The organism is Pedobacter sp. W3I1 (assembly GCF_030816015.1).
In the GTDB taxonomy this organism is placed as follows: Bacteria; Bacteroidota; Bacteroidia; order Sphingobacteriales; family Sphingobacteriaceae; genus Pedobacter.
The window spans coordinates 667450-688901 of sequence record NZ_JAUSXN010000001.1; the positions used below are offsets into that span (position 1 = coordinate 667450).

Below are 21452 nucleotides of genomic sequence, written 5' to 3' on the forward strand. Positions count from 1 at the left end.
CATTTTAGCAAAAAAACAAAAAAGAGACAGCATTATTACCGTCTCTTGTTAAAACTTTATCAAATCTAACTAAAAGCTTTTTATTTAACAATTTCTTATGTAGAACGTTGAGCGTTATTTTTTGTTTTGATCGATACTCAAAATTTGACCAATTACAGACCTTTAAAATCTATATGATCAGTAATGGAGCAAGATTTAAGAAAAAATAAGTCTTTAGCTTGGATTTACCTTTTTACTGGTGGTTTTGCTAGCAATAATTTCCCTGGCATCTTTAATTTGCGCTTTGTATTGGGTGGTTTTAATCGAGTTGGCAAGCCATTCAGCTGATTTTAGATCTCTGAGTGCAAGTGTAAAATCTTTCTTTTTAATTTTAACCTGAACAATGCCTAAAATAGATTCAATGTAAGAATTGTTGCTTTTTAATTGTTTTGCCAGAATACCTTGTTGCGTGTAAAACCACATCGATTGGGTATACTTGGTATTTGCCAGATAAACTTTGCCTAAAAGGTTATAGGTGTTCATTACTCCTGCTCTGTTTCCGGTTTTAGAATAATTTTTTAACGCCACATTTAAAAGAATCTGCTCTGCATCAGTGAAACGGCCAAGTTGATAATGCATACTGCTCATCTTGATAACGGCCTGTCCGTACCTGTTGAAGTTTTTTACGGCATTATATTCGAAAGCGGCTTTGCCAAATAAGGTGAGGGCTTCATTGTAATCTCCTTTTCGTTCTAAATCTTCTGCTTCCTCAAAAAAAGAATTCCCATCCTCCAAATCAAATTTAGATACGGCTATATTTATAGCACTGCCATTGGGTTCTTGTGCCTCAGATTTATCTATATTTTGAGCTTGTAGTTGTAATGATGCAAAAAGGCCAATTAAAGCCAATACAATTTTGGTCATGCAACAAAAATAATACTTTAAATCTAATTTCAGCTAAATACCTGTAAATTAACATCGAAAGATGCCCAAACCATGTATGGATGCGAGTCGCAATGATACACTTCGCCTGTTGCAGAAATGCCTACAACGCCTGCAAAGCCATCAAAAGCTTTAAGTTCTGCAAAAGATTTATCTGATGCTTCCTTTAAAGAAAATCCATCGGTAACACGGGTTACAATTTTTGCAGCTAAGGCGCCACTTACAATATCTTCGCCAACTCCTGTACAAGAAATACCTGCATATTGATTGGCGTAGTTGCCTGCCACAGTTGCAGAATCGCTAACCCGGCAAGGGATTTCGAATCCTTTCCCCCCTGTGGAGGTTGCCGCTGCCAAGTTCCCATCCGCATCGAGTGCTACACAGCCTACGGTTCCTTTATTGTTTTTTTGGTTTAATTTGGCTTCGTATTCGGATTGGCGTTGTGGGGTAATGGGGTTGAAATATTCAAATCCATTTGCCCTTGCAAATTGCCGGGCACCATCGCCACTTAGCACCCGGTCATCGTAAGTGAGCAGGTGCTGTGCAATTTGTATAGGGTTTTTAACATCTTCTACATTAATTACACCACTAAATTTTTCTGTTTTACCCTCCATTAAGGCAGCACTTAACCTCACTTTTCCATCGCTTTGGATCTGAGAGCCTATACCTGCGTTAAACAGCTCGTTATCTTCTAACAACGCCACCGTATAAACCACGGTTTCTAATGCAGTATGCGTTTTTAAATATTCGTGTCCGAGTGTAACAATCGAGGCTAAAGCATCTTGTTTAGCCTTTTTTGTTTCCTGGTTGGTAGATGATTCGCTGAAGAAGCCACCGTGTATAATTAATTTCATTTGTTAGATTTGACTATTGTAGTATTCAAGATTGGTAAATCCTAACTGAAAATCGCCCACTGTTAACTGCTAACTGAACTATCCTATCGGAATAACCTTTGGATGATGAATCACTAGGCTATGGTCTGTTAAATCATAAACGTCGCCATCGCACATGACGTGTACCACCATATTTTTAATCGAAACAGGCTGCCCCATTTCTACATCGGTTAAATTGGTATCGGCCATATTGCGGCCATCTACTAAAATTACCATGCCAGAGCCAATGGCTTCCATTGTATGACCATCAGAAATGAAAAGCCCGGTATCTTCGCCAAGCCCAATCCCTAAAATACCAGGATTGCTGGCAGCAGCATATAACAAACGGCCAATTCTGCCGCGTTGAACAAAATGTGTATCTACAATAACATCATCAATAAAGCCTAGTCCGCCGGTAATTTTAACCTCTCCCTTAAGTAAGGCATCTTTGCTGCTACCCTGATAAATCATGTTTTTAGAGCTTGCCGCGGCTCCAGCCGAAGTACCCGCAATTACCACAGGTTCATTTCTATATTTTTCTAACAGGATCTGGTGGATTTTTGTTCCGCCAAAAATTGAAGAAAGACGGAGCTGATCTCCGCCGGTAAAGATAATTACCTCTGCTGCTTTGATACGTTCATAATTTTCATCAGAATTGGCTTCTTCACGGTTGGTAATATTAAGTACGCCAACATTATGCACGTCTAATTGTGCATAAGCCTTGATATATTCTTCGCCAACCTTTTCGGGCATTAATGATGCTGTGGTGATGATCTCAAAGCGAGATAAAGTATCTCTTAATGATTCAGTAGTAATCCGTTTTAAAATGCCACGCTCAAAAAAATTCATATTCTCAGGCAGTCCAAATTGCGTTTCTGCGAAGCTACCTGTGTTTATTGCGCCACCAATGATGATGAGTTTACCTTTCGGAACCATTCTTTGTGTATATAATTGTATCAAAAAGCCCAAATATATAGGCTTAAGATAAAAAACACGACTTTTTTTGTCAAGAATATTCAATTTATTAACAAACGTTAAAATATTATAACATAAAATTAACGGTGTTGTGCTTGAAAATAAAACAAATAGGCGTTAAAATTGATTTAGGTAAATGGGGCGCCTAATTTCAAAATAAATGCATAATTTACAGTCATCAATTTCATTCTAAAAATTGAGTTAAAAAGGCTATCCCAAATCCTTGTTTAAATAAAAAAACGAATAAAACATTACATGAAGATATCAAACATACAAGTATTAAGAGGGCCAAACATATGGTCAATTAGCCGAAAAAAATTGATCCAAATGCGTTTAGATCTGGAAGATTTAGAGCAAAAACCAACTAACGTAATTGAGGGGTTTAGTGAGCGGATAGAGAAATTGTTGCCTAGCATGTTTACACACCGTTGTTCTAAAGGCGTAGAAGGAGGTTTTTTTACACGTGTGAAAGAAGGAACATGGATGGGGCATGTAATTGAACATATTGCCTTAGAAATACAAACACTGGCTGGCATGGAAACCGGTTTTGGCAGAACACGCCAAACTAAAACTGAAGGCATTTATAATGTAGTATTCAGTTATCTGGAGGAAAAGGTTGGTGTTTACGCTGCCGAAGCTGCTGTTAAAATTGCCGAAGCCCTGATTAATAACGAAGAGTACGATTTGGAGCACGATATCCGAAGGATGAAGGAAATACGCGAGCTAGAAGCATTAGGCCCAAGTACAGGCTCTATTGTAGAAGAGGCCGTAAGCAGAAGCATTCCCTGGATCAGGCTGAATAAAAGTTCGTTGGTACAGTTAGGATATGGTAAGAACCAGGTCCGCTTTAGGGCAACCATGACCGAAAAAACCAGTAGTATCGCTGTAGATATTGCGAGCAACAAGGAAGAGACGAAACGTTTGCTTACCGAAGCCGCCATTCCGGTAGCCTCAGGGGTAACCATTTCAAACCCTGATGATCTGGAAGCGTCTGTTAAAAAAGTTGGATTTCCGCTGGTTTTTAAACCACTCGATGGTAACCATGGTAAAGGTGCAACCATTAATGTGAAAACGATGGAAGATGCTTTGGCAGCTTTTGAATATGCCAAAACCTATTCGAGAAAGGTAATTATTGAGAAATTTATTACAGGATTCGATTTTCGGGTGCTGGTAATTGATCATAAAGTTATTGCTGCGGCACAACGCGATCCTGCACACGTTAAGGGCAATGGAATTCATACCATTCAAGAGTTAATTGATAAGGAAAATGAAGATCCACGCCGCGGTTATGGCCACGAGAATGTGTTAACAGAAATTGCTGTTGACCGGGATACTTTGGATCTGCTGGCCAAAAAGGAATATACCTTAGAAACCATCCCGGAAAAGGGAGAAGTGGTTTACTTAAAATCTACAGCGAATTTAAGTACAGGAGGAACATCGATTGATGTAACAGACATTGTTCACCCACAGAATATTTTTATCTGTGAAAGGATTTCGAGGGTAATCGGATTGGATATCTGCGGTATCGACATCATGGCACAGAACCTTACCCAGCCGTTAACCGAAAATGGAGGTGTGGTTTTAGAGGTAAATGCAGCGCCGGGATTCAGGATGCACCTGGCACCAAGTGAAGGTTTGCCTAGAAACGTAGCCGCATCGGTTATCGATATGCTTTATCCTCAAGGAAAGCTATCGCAAATCCCAATTATTGCGGTAACCGGAACAAATGGGAAAACCACTACAACGCGTTTAATTGCGCACATTATCCGTAGCAATGGTAAACGTGTAGGTTTTACCACCAGTGATGGGGTGTATGTACACAACACCATGTTGATGAAGGGCGATACCACGGGTCCGGTAAGTGCCGAGTTCATTTTAAAAGACCCGACAGTAGAGTTTGCCGTACTGGAAACTGCCCGTGGCGGAATTTTAAGAGCAGGGCTGGGATTTAATGCCTGCGATATTGGCGTAGTCACCAATATTCAGGAAGATCACCTGGGTATTTCTGATATCCACAATCTTGACGATTTAACCCGGGTTAAAGCAGTTGTAATTGGGGCCGTGCGCCGTAAAGGTTGGGCAGTATTGAATGCCGACAATGGTTATTGTGTTCGCATTGGCAAAGATGCCCGCTGTAATGTTGCTTATTTTAGCATGGATGAAAATAATCCTGTGATTAAAGAGCATTGCAGAAAAGGTGGAATTGCAGCCATTTATGAAAACGGATACATTACCATTAAAACAGGCGACTGGAAATTAAGGGTAGATAAAGCCACCCATATTCCCTTAACCTTTGGTGGTTCTGTAAACTTTATGATCCAGAATGTACTTGCAGCAACGTTAGCAACCTATTTATGGGGCTATAAACCTGAAGATATCCGTTTATCGCTGGAAACATTTATTCCTTCTGCAGCGCATACCCCAGGAAGGATGAATATTTTCAGGTTCAAAGATTTTAAAGTACTGGTCGATTTTGCGCATAATCCTGATGGATTTAATGGCATAAAAGGTTTTTTACAAGGGGTGGAAGCTACCGAACATGTGGGTATTATTTCGGCAACCGGAGATAGAAGAGATGAGGATATTATTGAAACTGCCCGTATTTCTGCTCAGATGTTTGATAAAATTTATATTTGTCAGGAGAAATACCTTCGAGGCAGACAGCAACAAGAATTGGTTGATCTGCTGGTAAAAGGCGTTAAGGAAGTTGATCCGAATAAGGAGATCATCATTAACAATAAAAGCACTGAGTGTTTGCAGATCGCTATTGAAACCGCTAAAAAGGGTTCTTATCTAACGATTTTAAGTAACACAATCGACAATACAATCCAACGCGTTACCGAACATTTAGATCGGGAATTAGAGTCGTAAGTAACTAATGTATTCTGCCACTGATCGTCATTTCGAGCGGAATGCAATGAAGCCGAGAACCACGTAGTGCTCAGCGAAGCTAAATCTATCTAGATAGATCTCTCCGTTCCGCGTTGCTCCAGTCGAGATGACGAAATACTATAAAAAAACCTCCTTCGATTTATTATCGAAGGAGGTTTTTTCATTTTTAAAGTTTACTATGCCTCAACATCACGTAATCTTTTAATCTCATCATGCGATTCTCTTAAAGATGCCTTTTGTTCTGAAATTAAATCCCTGATATTTGAAGGGATATCTTCTTCCTCTAATGCCATTTTATATGCATTTTGTGCAGCATCCTCTCCAAACTCACAATTATTTAAAACAGTTTTACGGTCGTGGCCAGTAAATAGTGCTTTAACATCCATCCAGGCCCGGTAAATTTTACCCGAATTGGTGGTTCCTGTTTCAATATCTTCACCCAAAGCCGATATTTCGGTTGCCAAAGCCATTTTATATTTTTGACTTTCGCCTATCATATTTAAAAATAGAGTCTTTAAATCGGCATCGCCCTCTTTTAATTCCTGACGAGCTTTTTCATAACCTTCAATACGATCGTTATTAATTTGAACCAGATCGTTTAATACCTCTACTGTTGCTGTTGTCGTTTTCATGTTTTTATTTTTTTATAGTTTCGATGTATAAAAGCAACATGACCAATTAAAAAAAGGTTTGTCATTTTTTTTAATTGTCTACAACAGGTAGCTATATCAGCTATTTTTTATCAGCAGACTGTGTGAATGGTGGTTGGTTAATTATTTCTTCGAAAAGTATTGTGCCAGCTTTTCTTTTACAAAACGCCTAACTCGTGTTACCATATTACCTTTCCGTTTAATCAAAAAGCTTTTGATGGCTTTATAAGCAATGGGGTCTTCACCTATTACAGTTGGAAATTCGACAATTGGTTTAGGGTTGATAATGACGTTATAAATATCGTTTATCCCTGAATGCACACCTGTGCCATCATGGCCAATATTGTTAACCAATGATTGCGATGGATTAAGGGTGATTCCTCCTTTTAAAAAGATGGAAGCATACCATCTAATGGCCCAGCTATTGTTTTTCCCTTTCTTAAACTCTTGCATCTGTTTCCAGAAATTCATTTTATTATCAATGGAAAATGCAGTTCTTTTCTTTTTGTCAAACTGTTTTAAAAGGATATCAATATCCGGTTCAAAGTTTTTCCATGCCCTTCCCCATGTGGCCCAACCCCAACTTGTGGCTGCCCTGTAGAAAAAAGATTGCGGAAGTTTATCTGGTTTTAAGGGGTACATATAGGCGCCGATATGCATTACTTTTTCCTCCTCGCGGTAATGGTTTAAAGCATTGTTGAAATAGGCTAAAGTATGTGGAGAAGTAATCAGGTCATCTTCAAAAACAATTACCTGATCGTATTCTGTTATTAATTGGGTTACCCCTGCAATTACCGAATTGGCTAAGCCTGCATTTGCCTTACTTTCAATTACCTTAACCGATTTAAAACCATCTGCTTTTTTGATGATTTTTCTTACCGCAGCAACTTTTTCTTCATCCTGAACTGTTTTGGCGCCATCTGAAAAGATATACAAATGGCTTTGTGCAGCCAGTCCATTTTGTTGCAGAAATTGTAGCGTCCGCTCGGTATGTTGCGGACGGTTATATACGAAAAGTGCTATTGGGGCAAGGTTTTGCATTTTGTTTTTTTATCAATTAAGCCTATCAATAAACTGTTCAGTTCCTCCGTCATTTCGACTGGAGCAAAGCGGAATGGAGAAATCTATAAATAAAATTAAGCGTTAAGATTTCTCGGCTCCGTTGCACTCCGCTCGAAATGACGACTCTCTAAATTACCGATTAATTCCCTAAAATATCTGCAGGTTATGGTCAGACTTTTTAGTTAATACGGTATAGGCATTGGCAAACTGTTCTTGCTTTTTCTTTCCAAACCATTTACCTAAAGTTTTCTTGATCCGGTATTCCAGCTCTATTTTTAAGTTTTTAGCAAATGTTTTTGGTGCTTTTTTATTGATAAACTCATTAAATTTTACTGTTTCTGGTGCAGTCATCGAAACTTTATCTTCTAGAATTTCTAAACCCTCACTCTGCAACAAAAACCTTAAAGAAGTTGGCGTATACATGTTAATGTGTCCATAATCTAAAAAATGTTTCATTCTTTGGTCTACACCAAAGCGATAATCTTTAGGTACTTCTACTACAATGTATTTTGCTACTCTTTTCAATTCGCGGATTAGGATCCGTTCATGTTCTACATGCTCTAAAACGTGCGCAAGAATAATCAGATCAAATGCATCATCTTCATAAGGGATTTTATATCCATCAAAAGTTTGTGCTTCTTTTAAACTGGCGAGGTTACGGTCTTTTATAATGTCGACACCACTTTGTGCAATTTCCAAAGCATACAATTCTGGTGCGAAATGCCATTCATTTAAAAAATGCAGAATACTACCATCTCCGGCACCAACCTCAAGCACTTTTTTAGGCTTTAAGCCTTTGCAAACATCAACAATGTTTTGCGCTTTATATTTTGCACCGAGCATTCTCCATGCTACATCGCTATTGGTATAAAAATTATCGTAGGCCGTTTTTACTTCTTCGCTTAACATGGTGCTTACTGATTTAAATACCTAAACAATTATCCTGCTTATAAAAAACTGAGGTTGCTTTTTCGTAAAAAAGGCCTGGCGAAATCCCACTGAAGCTGATTTCTTTAAACCCCTGGGCCTTTAAAAGCACACGGGCAGGATTATAGGCTTCGCGTTCACTATCATCTAAAACCAATACACCATTTGAGGATAACGCAGCAACGCTATACTTGCAACAGTTTACACGATCGCGCCCATCAACAATAATAATGTCGAACTTTTTATCGATCAAAGTTGCTTTTTTAGCGTATTCTCCATCTTTTTCCAATTGGCAGAATATCATCTCGGCATTGGCTGGGCTTGTATTTTTTACTTTATCAAACCAGCCTTTGTCGTGCTCCACAGAAGTTACCGAGCCAGCTCTTTCAGCATAAAAAATAGTAGAACTACCAGAGCCATATTCAAAAACATGCTGTGTTTTGTTTATCCGCTCCTTAATAAAATCGATAAACGAATAGGTTACCCAAGGCAGTGCTTTTCCTTTGCCATCTACGGCTTGTTTCTTATCAAAAGCAGTAAACCAGCCAATGCTGTTCAGGTAGCCTTTATGTCCGTATGATAATAATGCCTTAAGCCTATTTGGCTTTGCAATTAATGTAGTTAATGCTTTAAGAGTACTCAACGTTTAAATATTTTTTGAAATGCGGTGACCAAAAATAATGATTTTAACATCATTATACCTTGTTGCCTGGTTTTGGGGATTAATAAAAGATAAAATGTTGATACACAACAAGCTATAAGGGTCGCAACTGATGCTCCTACACCGCCATATTTTGGAATTAACCAAAGATTAAGTAGAATATTGACTATAGCACCTGCGGCTGTTCTGTAAAATGAGATTTTGGTAAAGCCCTCGGCAACTAAATACTGGGAACTTGCAGTACCTAGAAATACAAAAATCCCTGACCAGATATGAATGGCCAGCATAGGCCCGGCGCCATCATATTTACCTCTGTAAATAAGGTGAATAATATCTGCAGCAAAAAAGCTGATAAATAAGGCAACAGGTAAACTTATAAAAATTAGTAGATCGTAAAGGTTTTTAAGCCGCTTTTGGTAACGGTTTAGATCTGTTTTCCGGGCATTCAATAAAGCAGGGAATACAGAGGTAACAATTGCTACCGGAATGAAATACCAGGCCTCGCTGAGATTTTGTGCAGAACTGTAAATCCCGATGGCTTTACTGCCAACACTTTTAAGCATCACCACGTCTATCTTCATATAAATGGAAACCATTACTGCCGAAAGGATAAGTGGAGATGATTTTCTTAATAATGATTTCGCTCGTTGTTTGTCGAAACGCCAGTTAAAAATACTAAAGCCCCGTTTCTGATAAACGATTATCAGGCCTATCGCCAAGATTAATCCTTCTAAAACATATGCAAATACAATATAAATCAAGGGAAGCGACAGCACAATAATGGCTACCTTAATTATTGAAACTGTAACCAGGCAGACGTTCTGAACCTGTACAACATATTTAGATTGTACCTGAGACTGAAAATACGCATCTATAACATTAAATGATTTAAAAAAAGATGCGAAAGCAAGTAGGCCAACAAGTAAAGTTAAAGGAGTGCCGGGGTTTGATGATAAATTGTGGCTGATTAAATAAATACCAATAGCAACTGGAATAAGCAAACCGTTTGTAGCTATTCTGAGCCATAATGAAGTGCCAAGGATTTCATCGCGCTTATCGGGTTCCTGAATAATTTCCCGGATAATGAAAGTATCAAGCCCCAAGGCACCTACTGCTGCAAGTATAGCCACCAAAGACAATCCGAAACTTAAATCTCCAAATAAAATAGGCCCCAGGTAGCTTGTAATTAATACATTTACAATAAGGCTGAGCCCCTTGCCAAATATCACCCACCCTGTATTTTTTAAATACTTGTTAAATGCTTCTTCGTCAAAACCTTTTATGGTGGGTAATTTCATTAACGCAAAGATGTAAAAAAATGTGCGTTAAGTTAGGTGCTGGAAATTCAAAATATTAAGTACACTAAATATGTACTATTATTTTCCTTCACTTTTTGTCTCCACTATTTTAGTTTCTGAAGTTTTAGTTTCAGGAGCTGGTACGGGAACCGTATTTACAGCTTGGGCAGGTTTGCTGTTTAAAGGTGCACCAACAGCAATATCGCATCTATGATTGGGTTGACCGTGTGGTGGGTTCAAGCCCTTTCCTGTTTTTATGGCTACGGTTTGTTTTACTACAGGCTGTGTAGTTACAACTTGTGTTGGTTTACTATCCAGCGGTGCGCCAATAGCAATGTCACATCTGTGGCCAGGCTCTCCGTGTTTAGGATTAAGTTTTTTACCTGATGTATTTACTACAACAGAAGGTGCTGGAACGGTTACTGGTTGTGGAGTAGCGCTTTTTTGTGGTTGAACGGCAGCTGTTTGGTGTAAGGGCGCACCAACAGCTAATGCACAGGTATGTCCCGCCACACCATGTGGAGGGTTGAAAATAAGGTTAGTTTTAGCGCTTTGCGCTGCAGGCTGCACAGTATTGCTTTTTTGAAGTCCCTGTATTCCCGTAGGTGTTGGAATAACCGCTTGAGCAGTTTCTTTCTTTTCGCTGTTACAGGCGCAAAGTAGAGTTAATGCGAACAGATAAAAAACATGTTTCATGGCGCTGAATTTATTTACCCAAATATGGCGAAATTAATTTACGTCTAAAAACTCTTTTCTATCCTTTCTAACTGCTTGAGATGATGTTTTAAATGAATTTCGATAAATCTTAGCCATTGTTTGGCATTTAAGTATCCTAGTCGTGGGTGTTTTGTTTTGCAATCGGCTTTTGCGTTGGCAATTACAGGATAATTATCATCAAGACCTTTTTCAAACTCCAAAATAAAATCGAGGGCTTCTGTTTTACTGATTTTTTTTACACGCTCGGCCAGTCTTTTCGGAACTTTATACTTTTTTGCCGGCGGTAAAGTGCCTAAAGCTAAAATCAGTTTTACAATAAAATGGGTGGATTTGCTTTCGCCTTTACCATTTGCTGCATGTTCGAGTGCAATTAAAGAGAGCAGACTTGAATCGAAAATATGCGAATATACTTCGCTGTAACTCCATCCGGCAATGGGTGGCGTGGTTTGAAAAATATCTTCAGAATAGTGAGATAATTTCAATTTATAGGCATCGACAATTTTATGGATCGATGCCTTTATTTTTGCAGCCGTCATGTAATAAAGATAAGCCGAATTACTGGTTCTCCAAATATTTTAAGAAGTCGTCCTTATTAGATGGAAAAATAAAAATATCAGATAAGGTAAAGTAATTCTGCGGGTCGGCAATGGTTTTGTAAAGATTCCTCGCCACTTTTAGGCGTTCATCATCAAAGGCGAAAGATTTCAAAAGCACCCTGGCCTGAGCACTTAGCAATGAGGCATTTTTACTCACTACATTAATCATTCTTGTTCTGCCGTCATCAAAACTTTCTTTTTTGTACTGGCTTAAAAAAGTCTGAAAAGCTTCATCAGAGAGCAATCTGTAATTGAAATCAGGTTGTGGTTGGATTGGTGGAACAATACCGGTATTGTAATCTGCGGTATAGCCATCAAAATCATTAAGGGCATACTGCCTGTTGCGATAGATATTTAGCTGTTTTAAAGTGATTAATCTTTTATCTTCAAAACTTAATACAAGCCTTTGTTGCGGAATAACCCTGATTCGCTGTTTTAGCACTACTGTATTGCCCAGAATAATAGATAACATAGGTGCAGAATTGTATACATCGTAAAAACGGAACCTACCGTTGGCTGATCCAACCAGTTCTTCATCTAAATATGCGTTATATTTGCCCGGATTAACGATTTGCAGAAATACTTCTGCCGAACTGCGGTTGTTTTGAGCGAAAGTTAGGGTAGCAAAAAGTATTGCCAATCCTAAAAAGATGGTTTTCTTCATTTTAATTAAGGTTTCATTTGTGTGTGTATTTAGTTATTGCCAAACAAATGCCAAAATCAAAGAAAAAAGACGTAACGTCAAAAAAGTTTTAATAATTCTTCAAGATGCCTAATTTCTTGCTGTACATAATCAGGTTTCTCTTTCTGTAAAGGATTAAAAAATATCGCTTCCATACCAAAGTTTAATGCGCCATAAATATCGGCTTCAAGGCTATCGCCAATCATAATGCTTTCTGCCTTTAAGGCTTTGGCCTTATCCAACGCATATTCGAAAATAATAGGATTTGGCTTATTTACGCCTACATCTTCTGAGATAATTACATTTTCGAAATAGGGGTTAAGATTCGAAAGATTCATTTTGGTTAAGGTCGTTTCCTTAAAGCCGTTAGAAATAATATGGAGTGTATATTTTTGCTGTAAGTAAGCCAGAACGTTCTCTGCCCCTTCGAACAAATTGGTTTTGGTAGGCGAAATATTTACGTAATCATCCTCAAACTGATGAGGCACTACGTCAGGATGAACACCCAGCTGAATAAAAGTTTTGCTAAAGCGCTCCGATCTTAAAAAATCTTTGGTGATTTTGCCCAGGTGATAATCGGCCCATAACTGATGGTTATTTTCCGTATAAGTAATGATAAAATCGGCACAGGATTTAAGGCCAAGCGTGTCTAATTTGTAAGCGTGATAAAGTTCATTTAATGTTTCTTCGGCATTGCGGTCAAAATCCCAAATGGTGTGGTCAAGGTCGAAGAAAATGTGCTTTTTCATGGGTAATTATTTTCACAAAGGTAGCCTAATGATTTTTGATTTATAAATAATCAGCAACTTTTGCGTTTAGCTCCTCAATAAGTTCTTCATCCATATACTGATAATCATCTGGGATATGAAGCGTAATAATTTCCTTATCGTAGGTTTCTTCAGGAAAACGTTCAGTGATCCTTTGCTTATGCTTTTTCTCCATCACAAAGATCAGATCGGCCCAGGTAATCAATTTTGCATTGATTTTAATCCTGGCCGATGGCGCTGTTCCCGCTGATCTTACCTGGTGATCGGGATGGTTTTTATAGATGTTTTCGGCGGTAGCACTACGCCATTTATTTCTGCTGCAGACAAAGAGGATGTTCACTGGCTCTGGACTTAAGACAAAGGACTTTGGACTAAAAACTAAACCTTCTCCCCATAGGCCAGATCGCCGGCATCGCCAAGCCCGGGTACGATATAAGATTTACTGGTCATTTCCTCGTCGATTGCTCCCAGCCAAAGTTTTGCTTTAGGCAGATTAGCGCGAACATGTGCAACACCTTCTGTACTGGCTATTGCCGCAACAACATGAAGTTCTGCAATTTTGTAGCGGTTGATCAGTTCTTTACAGCACATCACCATGCTTTGTCCGGTTGCCAACATCGGATCGGCCATAATCAAAACTTTTCCTTCTAAATCCGGGGTAGAAATGTAGTCCATCTGGATCACAAAATCGCCACTCTTTTTTATTTTGCGATAGGCAGAAATAAAACAGCATTCGGCTTTGTCGAAGATGTTGAGCAAACCTTGTTGAAGTGGCAACCCTGCCCGGAGTATTGTAGCCAAAACGGGCTGCTCGGTTAAAACTTCGCAAGGCGATACACCTAATGGGGTTACAATTTCCTGGCTGGTATATTTCAATGATTTGCTGATCTCGTAGGCAAAAAATTCACCAAGCCTTTCCATGTTTTTGCGGAAACGCATCGAATCCTTCTGGATATTTTCATCCCGAAGTTCGGCAACAAAGGTATTGGCAATAGATTTTGTCTTGCTTACATCAAAAATCATAATGTTTTCGGTATCTCAAAGGTTTATCCTAAGGGATGTTTATTCCTTAAATTTAATAATTTTAAGCCGAATAATTTAAACTAAATCAATTTCCGGCATAATTAAGCATTTCTGCGAACAGCGATTTTAATTTTTTGTATTTAGCATTTGCAGACAGGCTTTTTAAGCTCCAGCTGCTATAAAAAGTGCCGTTTACCATCTTCACCGCATCGACATATTGGTGTATTGTTTTTACAGCCGCATCATGCGTCAAAAATTGAAGAATATGATCAGTAATACAATAAGAATTAACGATTAAGGGAGTTACTTTTTCAAGCTGAAGGTCGTACCAGTTAAATGGTGTACAGGTTCCGGCCCTGAAACCCAATACATTGCTGTAGCCCATAGAATAATCGGAAGTAATGCCAGAATTGAGGATGTTTAAATAGCAAATGGGGAATTTTAATACTTCCAATTGCTGGCTACTTACTGAAGCAGGGTTTGAATGGATTTTTTTGAGTTTAATCAGGCCTTCCTTAATCTCGAGCATTTTTTGCTTATCGCTGGCGCAAGGTCTTAATAATCCAACTGATTGATCGGTAAGCATTTTTGAAACACCGTCTATTTTAATGTAATTGATCGGCACATCAGGGAAATCGACAAAATACAGAGGATTACTTTTTTTCGAAGAAAATAGTTGGTTCACCTCCCCCAAAACCTGCTCATTATTAATTCCTATTCCTGTTAGCCTGTCGAATTTCGAACTCAGGTAATTGTTTTCTTTTTTAAAGAGGGCACTGAAAATAAATTTGGTTCTATTTAATAACCCCTCGGGTAAGTTGGGAAAAATATTAAAATGAATGGTTGGTTGATGTTGGAATTTCTTTTCGTGGAACTTAAAATGTGGATGTTTTTTTTTGATCAAACTTTTAATGATCAATGCCCATTCATCAATAATCGGTTTATCTAACATCTTCCATTTATGCTGGTAGCTTTTGGATGGCTTAAAGTCTTCTTCGTTCTTTTTTGGATAAAAATATTCCTCATACCGGCTTAATATAAAAAATGAGGCAGCAAAAACATCAAATGGCAAGGCTGATTGTGCAACCGGAAAAGGAGCCTGATATTCGCCAAAAGGAATAGTTTTTGGCTTAATTTCTTCTAATTTATTGGAGAAGAGTAAAGCGGTACGCTTAAAAAAAAGTTCCTCACCTAAGGGCTCCTCCCCATAACTGACTTTGATGTGCTCGCTCTGTAGAAAATACTGGCTATTGCCCGTAAATTCTAATTCTGCTTTAAGAATATCTTTAAAAATAAAATTAAAGATATATTTTATCCGAGGCGTTAATATATTGGAGAAGATGATTAGATGCATAACTTATTTTAACGACACGGTATTTAAAAAAAGAGTACAAGAAATATTTCTCAGCAGATATTAACCTAAATAATATTGCCTTCTAAATTAACGGTAATTTAACATTGAACCGTTATCTAATACAAAAATTACAATTAAAAGTTTGCTGTGAACTTTTTTTCAGGGTAAAGGATTTTTGTGCTTTTACGGATAGGACCTTTTACAATATGTACAATGCTCATCTGATCATCAAACATATCGTATAAAATAGTATTACTCACTTCAATCGATTTTATGGATGAAATTTTCTCCACTTCAAGATAAATATTAGTGGCCTCATGATCGATCTCAAATCCGATGTAGTTCATGGCAACAGCTTTGCCATTGGCTTTTAGCTGTAAATGAGAAAGCAGGTATTTTTTTACCAGTTCATCCATCGTACTCTTCATATTCGGATTGCTCAGATCGGTTTTTTGTTTGTATAATTTGGTTAAAATTGCCTCAAAGTCGTCTGAAAAAATTTTGCAGCTTACTTCTAAAGTTTTATCCTTTGCATTAAAGTTCACTTCGGTTGTGCTCACATGCAATGGATGTTTTATTCCAGCACTGACAGAAAAAAAAGCAACACACAAAAGCAAAAGGCTATATTTTAACTTACGCATCAACATATTTAAATCTTTTCTTAAAAAAGTTAAGGAGGCAAAGTTAACAGATAATCGGTCTACTTGTTAAATGTAATTAAGGTGTTGTGCCCACATTGTTCTAAATGTAAGTGCCTGAAATTTAAGCTGGCAAATATTTTACTGAGTTTTTTATGGGATGGATGAACATGCGTAAGCTTAATGTTAAATTTTTCATTGAGCCAATAGCTCGTTTTAATGGCTAATTTTCTAAAACCCGATTCTTTTACAAGTTCTTCCTGAAGGTACTTCTCATTGTTAACCACAATAAAACCGCACCCGTTTTTTTTGACTAAGCTGTAGATGCATTTTGCAAACCGGTAATCATTGATGCAGTAATACCAACATATGCGATTAAAAATAATATCGAACTTGCCCCGGGCTTCCTCTAAATAGCCCAACGAAAAATTGATAACCATATTTTCTTCCTTAGCTTTAGCTTTTGCTATGGTTAAATAATTCAGGCTAATGTCGTGCCAGGTAACTTTTGCTCCCCTCCTGGCAAATTCAATACTATATTGCCCTGGGCCAGCACCGAGATCAAGTAAAGTTTTATCTTCGAAATCACCTAATTGGGTTTTTATAACCTCTATTATTTTGCTGTCAATTTTTTTGTATTCGTTTGCTGCATATTTTTCTGCAAAAGCTTTTGGAACCGGATCGAAACCTTTTTCTGGTTTTTGGAAATAATATTTAAGCCAAAGCATAGTGTTGAATAGAAGACCAATAGTTATAAGTACCAAGTTACTGCATTGGCTATGTTTATTAAACAACAATTTTGTTTACAACTGTAAACCCAGTTGTTTATGATAAAATTTTATCAAAAAGCATCAAATGCGTTAAAAATTAGTAACAAATTTGGTATTTAGGGTTTTTTTGAAGGATATTTCGGGTTTTTGTAATTAAAAATATAATTTTAGCTATTGTAAACTATTTCATTCTCAATAGTTAGCTTATTATTCATGCCGTTACAAGATTTTATCTTTTTATTTTAAATTGGGTTGGACGCACATTATCAGCGCCGACGCTTTAGATCACCAGTTGTTTGTTTTAGCTCTGGTGGCTATTTACAGCTATGTCAATTTAAAGCAGGTGCTCATTTTGGTTACGGCCTTTACCATCGGTCATTCATTTACCTTACTTTTAAGCGTATTGGATATGATCAGGTTTGATAGTAAATGGGTAGAATTTTTGATTCCCTGTACCATTGTAATTACCGCGATCAGCAATTTGTTTAGAAAGAATTTCTCCTTAAAATCCATTAAGATCAATTATTTTTTGGCACTGGGCTTTGGGCTTATTCACGGAATGGGCTTTGCCAACTCCATCAGAATCATGCTGGCCAAAGATCAGAATATTGGCTGGGGCTTATTTGGCTTTAATGTGGGCTTAGAAGCCGGACAGATTTTTATGGTGATGATCATTCTTCTGATTACCTTTTTAATTTTTAATTATACCCACATCAAGCGTATGAGCTGGGTTTTATTTATATCAGCAGCCGTATTTAGCCTGGCTTTAAAAATGGCTTTAGAACGTATTCCTTTTTAATAAATCGTATCATGAATAAACTATTTACTTTAACTGGCCTGCTATTCTTCTCTGGTAGTTTGGCTATGGCTCAAAATATTCAGAATAATCCAGGGAGTAACCATGGGAATAAGTTTGAGCAGTTGGGCACCATTTTGCCAACACCTAACGAACAACGTACCGCCAGTGGGGCGCCTGGTGTTAAATATTGGCAGCAACGGGCCGATTATAATATTAAATGTGAGCTGGATGAAAAAAATCTGTTGTTAACGGGATCTGAAACAATTACCTATACCAACAATTCTCCCGATCCGTTAACTTATATCTGGTTGCAGCTTGATGAAAACGAGCACAGTACCGATAGAAATGCCAATTATCAGGATGCGACTAAGATGCCTGCCACCGGAACTACTAAAAATTTAGATCAGTTAAGTGCAACAGGAAACAACGGTTTTGGAATAAATATCACCAGATTAACCGATGCAGCAGGTAAAAACTTATCCTATACGGTTAACAAAACCATGATGAGGATAGATTTGCCAGTTGCGCTGAGAACCGGGCAAAAATTTATCTTCAATATCGATTGGAACTATAAAATTTCTGACCGGATGAGTGTTGGTGGCCGTGGAGGTTACGAGTTTTTTCCAACGGATGGAAACTACCTGTTTACCATGACGCAGTGGTACCCACGCTTATGTGTATATAGCGATTTTCAGGGATGGCAAAACCATCAATTTACTGGCAGAGGCGAATTTGCTTTAACTTTTGGCGATTTTAAAGTGCAGATGACTGTTCCGGCAGATCACCTGGTGGGTTCAACAGGAGAGTGCATCAATTATAGCGCTGTTTTAAATCCAACACAGTTAAGCAGGTACAATGCTGCAAAAACTGCGGCTGCACCTGTAGAAATTCAAACTTTAGCTGAAGCTAAAGCTGCGGAAACTAAAAAATCTACTACTAAGAAAACCTGGGTTTTTAATGCCAGTAACGTCCGCGATTTTGCATGGACATCTTCCCGTAAGTTTATATGGGATGCCATGCCACAAAAAATTCAGGCCAATAACAATACCGTAATGTGCATGAGTTTTTATGGAAAAGAAGCCTACAATCTGTACAGCAAGTTTTCTACCCGTGCGGTGGCACATACCATTAAAACCTATTCAGATTTCACCATCCCTTATCCTTACCCGGTTGCACAAAGTATTGAGGCTGCAAACGGAATGGAATACCCAATGATCTGTTTTAACTATGGCCGTACGGATACTGACGGTACATACAGCGAAAGCACAAAAAATGGCATGTTAGGTGTAATTATTCACGAGGTTGGGCATAACTTCTTCCCAATGATTGTAAATAGTGATGAGCGCCAATGGACCTGGATGGATGAAGGACTAAATTCTTTTGTTGAGTATTTAACCGAAGAACTTTGGGATAACAAATTTCCAAGTAAAAAAGGACCGGCATATACCATTGTTGATTACATGAAACTGCCAAAAGATGAGCTGGAACCAATTATGACCAACTCTGAAAATATTACCCGTTTCGGCCCGAATGCGTATTCGAAACCTGCTACAGGTTTAAATATCCTTCGCGAAACCATCATGGGAAGGGAGCTTTTCGATTATGCATTTAAAGAATATTCGAGAAGATGGGCTTTTAAACATCCAGAACCTGCTGATCTTTTCCGTACGATGGAAGATGCCAGTGGCGAAGATTTAGATTGGTTTTGGAGAGGTTGGTTTTATGGAACCGATCCATGTGATATATCTTTAGATAGCGTGAAATTTGCAAAAGCCGATTTTCCTAAGGATTTACCAGAAGCTAAATCGAAAATGGTTAAAATTGATAAACCTGCTGTTAATGCCTTTGAAGATATTTCGAAAATCAGAAACCGTGAGGATAAAAAGATTAATTTTTATGTAGATAAAACGCCTGCAGCACAAGATTTCTACTATAAATATGATAGGGGAATGGTTAATGTTGATACTACTGTTGCCACTAAAACGCAACCCGCTGCAACGCTGGAAGCTGTTCCCTCAGCAGAGCAGGGTAAATATGACAACAAATTCCTTTACGAATTGAGCTTTGGCAATAAAGGCGGCTTAGTAATGCCAGTAATTGTTGAGTTTACCTATAAAGATGGTACAAAGGAAATAGACCGTATTCCAGCTCAGATTTGGAGACATAATGAATTGAAAACAGCTAAATTTTATGTGAAAGATAAAGAAGTAGCTTCAATCTTAATTGATCCATTACGCGAAACTGCCGATATTGATACATCGAATAATGCTTGGGGCGGTAAGGTTAAAGAAAGCAAATTTAAAGTATATAAAACTAAAGCTGGCGGAGCAGTAAGAGGCCAATCGGTTGGTAAAAACCCAATGCAGGCCGCTAGTAAATAGTTGTATTTTTATCCCGAGCGATCGTCATTTCGACCGTATCGGAGAATCTTTAAGCTAATGGGATTACGATTTCCGTTTTTGCGAGAATGACCTTGTTCAATAAAAATCCCTGTTGAAAACCAACGGGGATTTTTATTGTATTTGAGGGAGAATATTCAGTAAGAAGTTTTTAATATTTGTTACTGTAATATCATTTGATGAAGTATAGGTTTCACTATTCGGCGTAATAATATACTTGTATTTTGGCTCAAGATCTTTTATACAGCTGATAAATCCTTTAGATATGGTGGGTGCATTTGATAGTTTGATTTCAATACATGCAATTGGGGTAATCCCCTGTACAAGGATTAAATCACATTCTGCCCCAGTTTGTGTACGGTAAAAAAAAAGGTCCGTTTGCTTATCCTTTATTTGATAAATCTGCTCAACTACATAACCTTCCCAGGATGCGCCAATGCCTGGATGGCCAAACAAATCACTGTAACTTGGGATGTTTAATAAACGGTGTAAAATGCCGGTATCTCTGATATATGTTTTTGGCGACTTAATTAAGCGCTTTTTGGCATTAACAAACCATGGCTGTAATCTTCTGATCAAAAAACCTCCCTCTAAAAAATCTAAATACCGGTTTACAGTGGGTGCACTCACTCCTAAAGATCTTGCAAAGGATTCCCCATTAAATAGATTTCCGTTTAAATGCGCAAGCATACTCCAGAAATTTCTTAGGAGCATCGGGGCTAAATCGACACCAAACATCTTTGCTAAGTCTCTTTCAACATAACTTACGATAAAATCATCAATCCATTCTTTGCTAAGCAAGTCGTTTTCTGATAGTAAGGATTCTGGAAATCCGCCACGAAACCAGTGTTGTTCAAAACCTATTGTATCGGGTAGTTCGGTTAATCCGATGGGACACAATTCATTATAAGAAATTCTACCAGCCAGCGTTTCAGAAACACCTTTGACCAATTCAGGTGAAGCAGATCCTAGCAAGATAAATCTTCTTGGTGTTCTTTTAGCATCAATTAATGGCCGTAATAAGGAAAACAATATTGGCAATAGCTGTACCTCATCAATAATTACAGTATAATCCTGGAGGCTTTCGAGAAAAGTATAAGCATCTTGTAGTTTGGCAACATCCCTAGGATTTTCCATATCAAGATATATATACTCATTGCTTAAATCTTTTCCCAGCGCAGTTTTTCCGACCTGTCGCGGTCCGAGAATAGCAATAGCTGGAGTTTTTTAAGCCTATTTCTTAATTGGGATGCAAGATTTCTAATAATCAACATACACAAATATATGTACTAACCTAGTAAATCAAAAGTTTAACTTTTGATTTACTAGGTTAGTGTGTCTTTAATTTATTTAAATAGAAATTTGAATATTGAAGGTATAAAATTCTGATGGGAATAATTTCTTCTTACCACAACTTTCCTGACTTTCTCCTGTTTTAGACTTTGCAGC

21 protein-coding genes are annotated in these 21452 nt (G+C 37.9%); 3 read left to right on the top strand and 18 right to left on the bottom strand.

What is annotated here, in order from left to right:
• Window positions 1-213: 213 nt before the first annotated feature.
• From QF042_RS02880 to QF042_RS02890, 3 genes are all read right to left on the bottom strand, one after another.
• Window positions 214-903, bottom strand: a complete 690-nt coding sequence (locus QF042_RS02880) for a hypothetical protein (RefSeq protein WP_307525173.1) — start codon at window positions 901-903, stop codon at window positions 214-216.
• 29 nt (window positions 904-932) lie between these two features.
• The gene (locus QF042_RS02885) at window positions 933-1775 is read right to left on the bottom strand and encodes an isoaspartyl peptidase/L-asparaginase (RefSeq protein ID WP_307525175.1); all 843 of its coding nucleotides are present in this window, start codon (window positions 1773-1775) and stop codon (window positions 933-935) included.
• 78 nt (window positions 1776-1853) lie between these two features.
• Window positions 1854-2753 (bottom strand): cyanophycinase, encoded by a 900-nt coding sequence (locus QF042_RS02890; RefSeq protein WP_307525177.1) that lies wholly within the window; start codon window positions 2751-2753, stop codon window positions 1854-1856.
• Window positions 2754-3023: 270 nt separating this feature from the next.
• Here QF042_RS02890 and cphA point away from each other — a divergent pair, with 270 nt between their 5' ends.
• The gene (cphA, locus tag QF042_RS02895) at window positions 3024-5639 is read left to right on the top strand and encodes a cyanophycin synthetase (protein WP_307525179.1); all 2616 of its coding nucleotides are present in this window, start codon (window positions 3024-3026) and stop codon (window positions 5637-5639) included.
• A gap of 197 nt (window positions 5640-5836) precedes the next feature.
• Here the strand turns inward: cphA and QF042_RS02900 are convergent, their stop codons facing one another.
• From QF042_RS02900 to QF042_RS02965, 14 genes are all read right to left on the bottom strand, one after another.
• Window positions 5837-6292 (bottom strand): PA2169 family four-helix-bundle protein, encoded by a 456-nt coding sequence (locus QF042_RS02900; RefSeq protein WP_307525181.1) that lies wholly within the window; start codon window positions 6290-6292, stop codon window positions 5837-5839.
• Between the two features lie 141 nt (window positions 6293-6433).
• A complete protein-coding gene (locus QF042_RS02905) occupies window positions 6434-7351 on the bottom strand; it encodes a sugar transferase (protein ID WP_307525184.1) in 918 nt (305 codons plus the stop codon).
• 168 nt (window positions 7352-7519) lie between these two features.
• Entirely contained in the window at window positions 7520-8281 is a 762-nt protein-coding gene (locus tag QF042_RS02910) for a class I SAM-dependent methyltransferase (protein WP_307525186.1), read from the bottom strand.
• 13 nt (window positions 8282-8294) lie between these two features.
• Window positions 8295-8942, bottom strand: a complete 648-nt coding sequence (locus QF042_RS02915; protein WP_307525188.1) for an FkbM family methyltransferase — start codon at window positions 8940-8942, stop codon at window positions 8295-8297.
• The gene (locus QF042_RS02920) at window positions 8939-10258 is read right to left on the bottom strand and encodes a flippase (protein ID WP_307525190.1); all 1320 of its coding nucleotides are present in this window, start codon (window positions 10256-10258) and stop codon (window positions 8939-8941) included. The genes QF042_RS02915 and QF042_RS02920 overlap by 4 nt, the downstream gene beginning before the upstream one ends.
• A 78-nt stretch (window positions 10259-10336) precedes the next feature.
• Window positions 10337-10954 (bottom strand): hypothetical protein, encoded by a 618-nt coding sequence (locus tag QF042_RS02925; RefSeq protein ID WP_307525192.1) that lies wholly within the window; start codon window positions 10952-10954, stop codon window positions 10337-10339.
• Between the two features lie 44 nt (window positions 10955-10998).
• Complete coding sequence (locus QF042_RS02930; protein ID WP_307525194.1) at window positions 10999-11511, bottom strand: DinB family protein; 513 nt, start codon at window positions 11509-11511, stop codon at window positions 10999-11001.
• Between the two features lie 19 nt (window positions 11512-11530).
• Entirely contained in the window at window positions 11531-12235 is a 705-nt protein-coding gene (locus QF042_RS02935) for a DUF4476 domain-containing protein (RefSeq protein ID WP_307525197.1), read from the bottom strand.
• 77 nt (window positions 12236-12312) lie between these two features.
• Window positions 12313-13002, bottom strand: coding sequence for a YjjG family noncanonical pyrimidine nucleotidase (locus QF042_RS02940; RefSeq protein ID WP_307525199.1), 690 nt, complete (start codon window positions 13000-13002; stop codon window positions 12313-12315).
• A gap of 40 nt (window positions 13003-13042) precedes the next feature.
• Entirely contained in the window at window positions 13043-13360 is a 318-nt protein-coding gene (locus QF042_RS02945; RefSeq protein WP_307525201.1) for a low molecular weight protein tyrosine phosphatase family protein, read from the bottom strand.
• Window positions 13361-13398: 38 nt separating this feature from the next.
• Window positions 13399-14043 carry a uracil phosphoribosyltransferase gene (gene upp, locus QF042_RS02950; RefSeq protein ID WP_307525203.1) on the bottom strand — a complete coding sequence of 215 codons (645 nt, stop codon included), beginning with the start codon at window positions 14041-14043 and terminating at the stop codon, window positions 13399-13401.
• Between the two features lie 85 nt (window positions 14044-14128).
• Window positions 14129-15397 (bottom strand): hypothetical protein, encoded by a 1269-nt coding sequence (locus QF042_RS02955; RefSeq protein ID WP_307525205.1) that lies wholly within the window; start codon window positions 15395-15397, stop codon window positions 14129-14131.
• A 134-nt stretch (window positions 15398-15531) separates the two neighbouring features.
• Complete coding sequence (locus QF042_RS02960; protein ID WP_307525207.1) at window positions 15532-16038, bottom strand: DUF6702 family protein; 507 nt, start codon at window positions 16036-16038, stop codon at window positions 15532-15534.
• A 59-nt stretch (window positions 16039-16097) separates the two neighbouring features.
• Complete coding sequence (locus QF042_RS02965; RefSeq protein ID WP_307525209.1) at window positions 16098-16763, bottom strand: class I SAM-dependent methyltransferase; 666 nt, start codon at window positions 16761-16763, stop codon at window positions 16098-16100.
• 289 nt (window positions 16764-17052) lie between these two features.
• Here QF042_RS02965 and QF042_RS02970 point away from each other — a divergent pair, with 289 nt between their 5' ends.
• Together QF042_RS02970 and QF042_RS02975 are read left to right on the top strand one after the other, a co-directional pair.
• Window positions 17053-17604 carry a HupE/UreJ family protein gene (locus tag QF042_RS02970; protein ID WP_307525212.1) on the top strand — a complete coding sequence of 184 codons (552 nt, stop codon included), beginning with the start codon at window positions 17053-17055 and terminating at the stop codon, window positions 17602-17604.
• Window positions 17605-17615: 11 nt separating this feature from the next.
• Entirely contained in the window at window positions 17616-19985 is a 2370-nt protein-coding gene (locus tag QF042_RS02975) for a M1 family metallopeptidase (protein ID WP_307525214.1), read from the top strand.
• 132 nt (window positions 19986-20117) lie between these two features.
• Here the strand turns inward: QF042_RS02975 and QF042_RS02980 are convergent, their stop codons facing one another.
• Window positions 20118-21218, bottom strand: coding sequence for an ATP-binding protein (locus QF042_RS02980; protein WP_307533240.1), 1101 nt, complete (start codon window positions 21216-21218; stop codon window positions 20118-20120).
• Window positions 21219-21452: the final 234 nt, after the last annotated feature.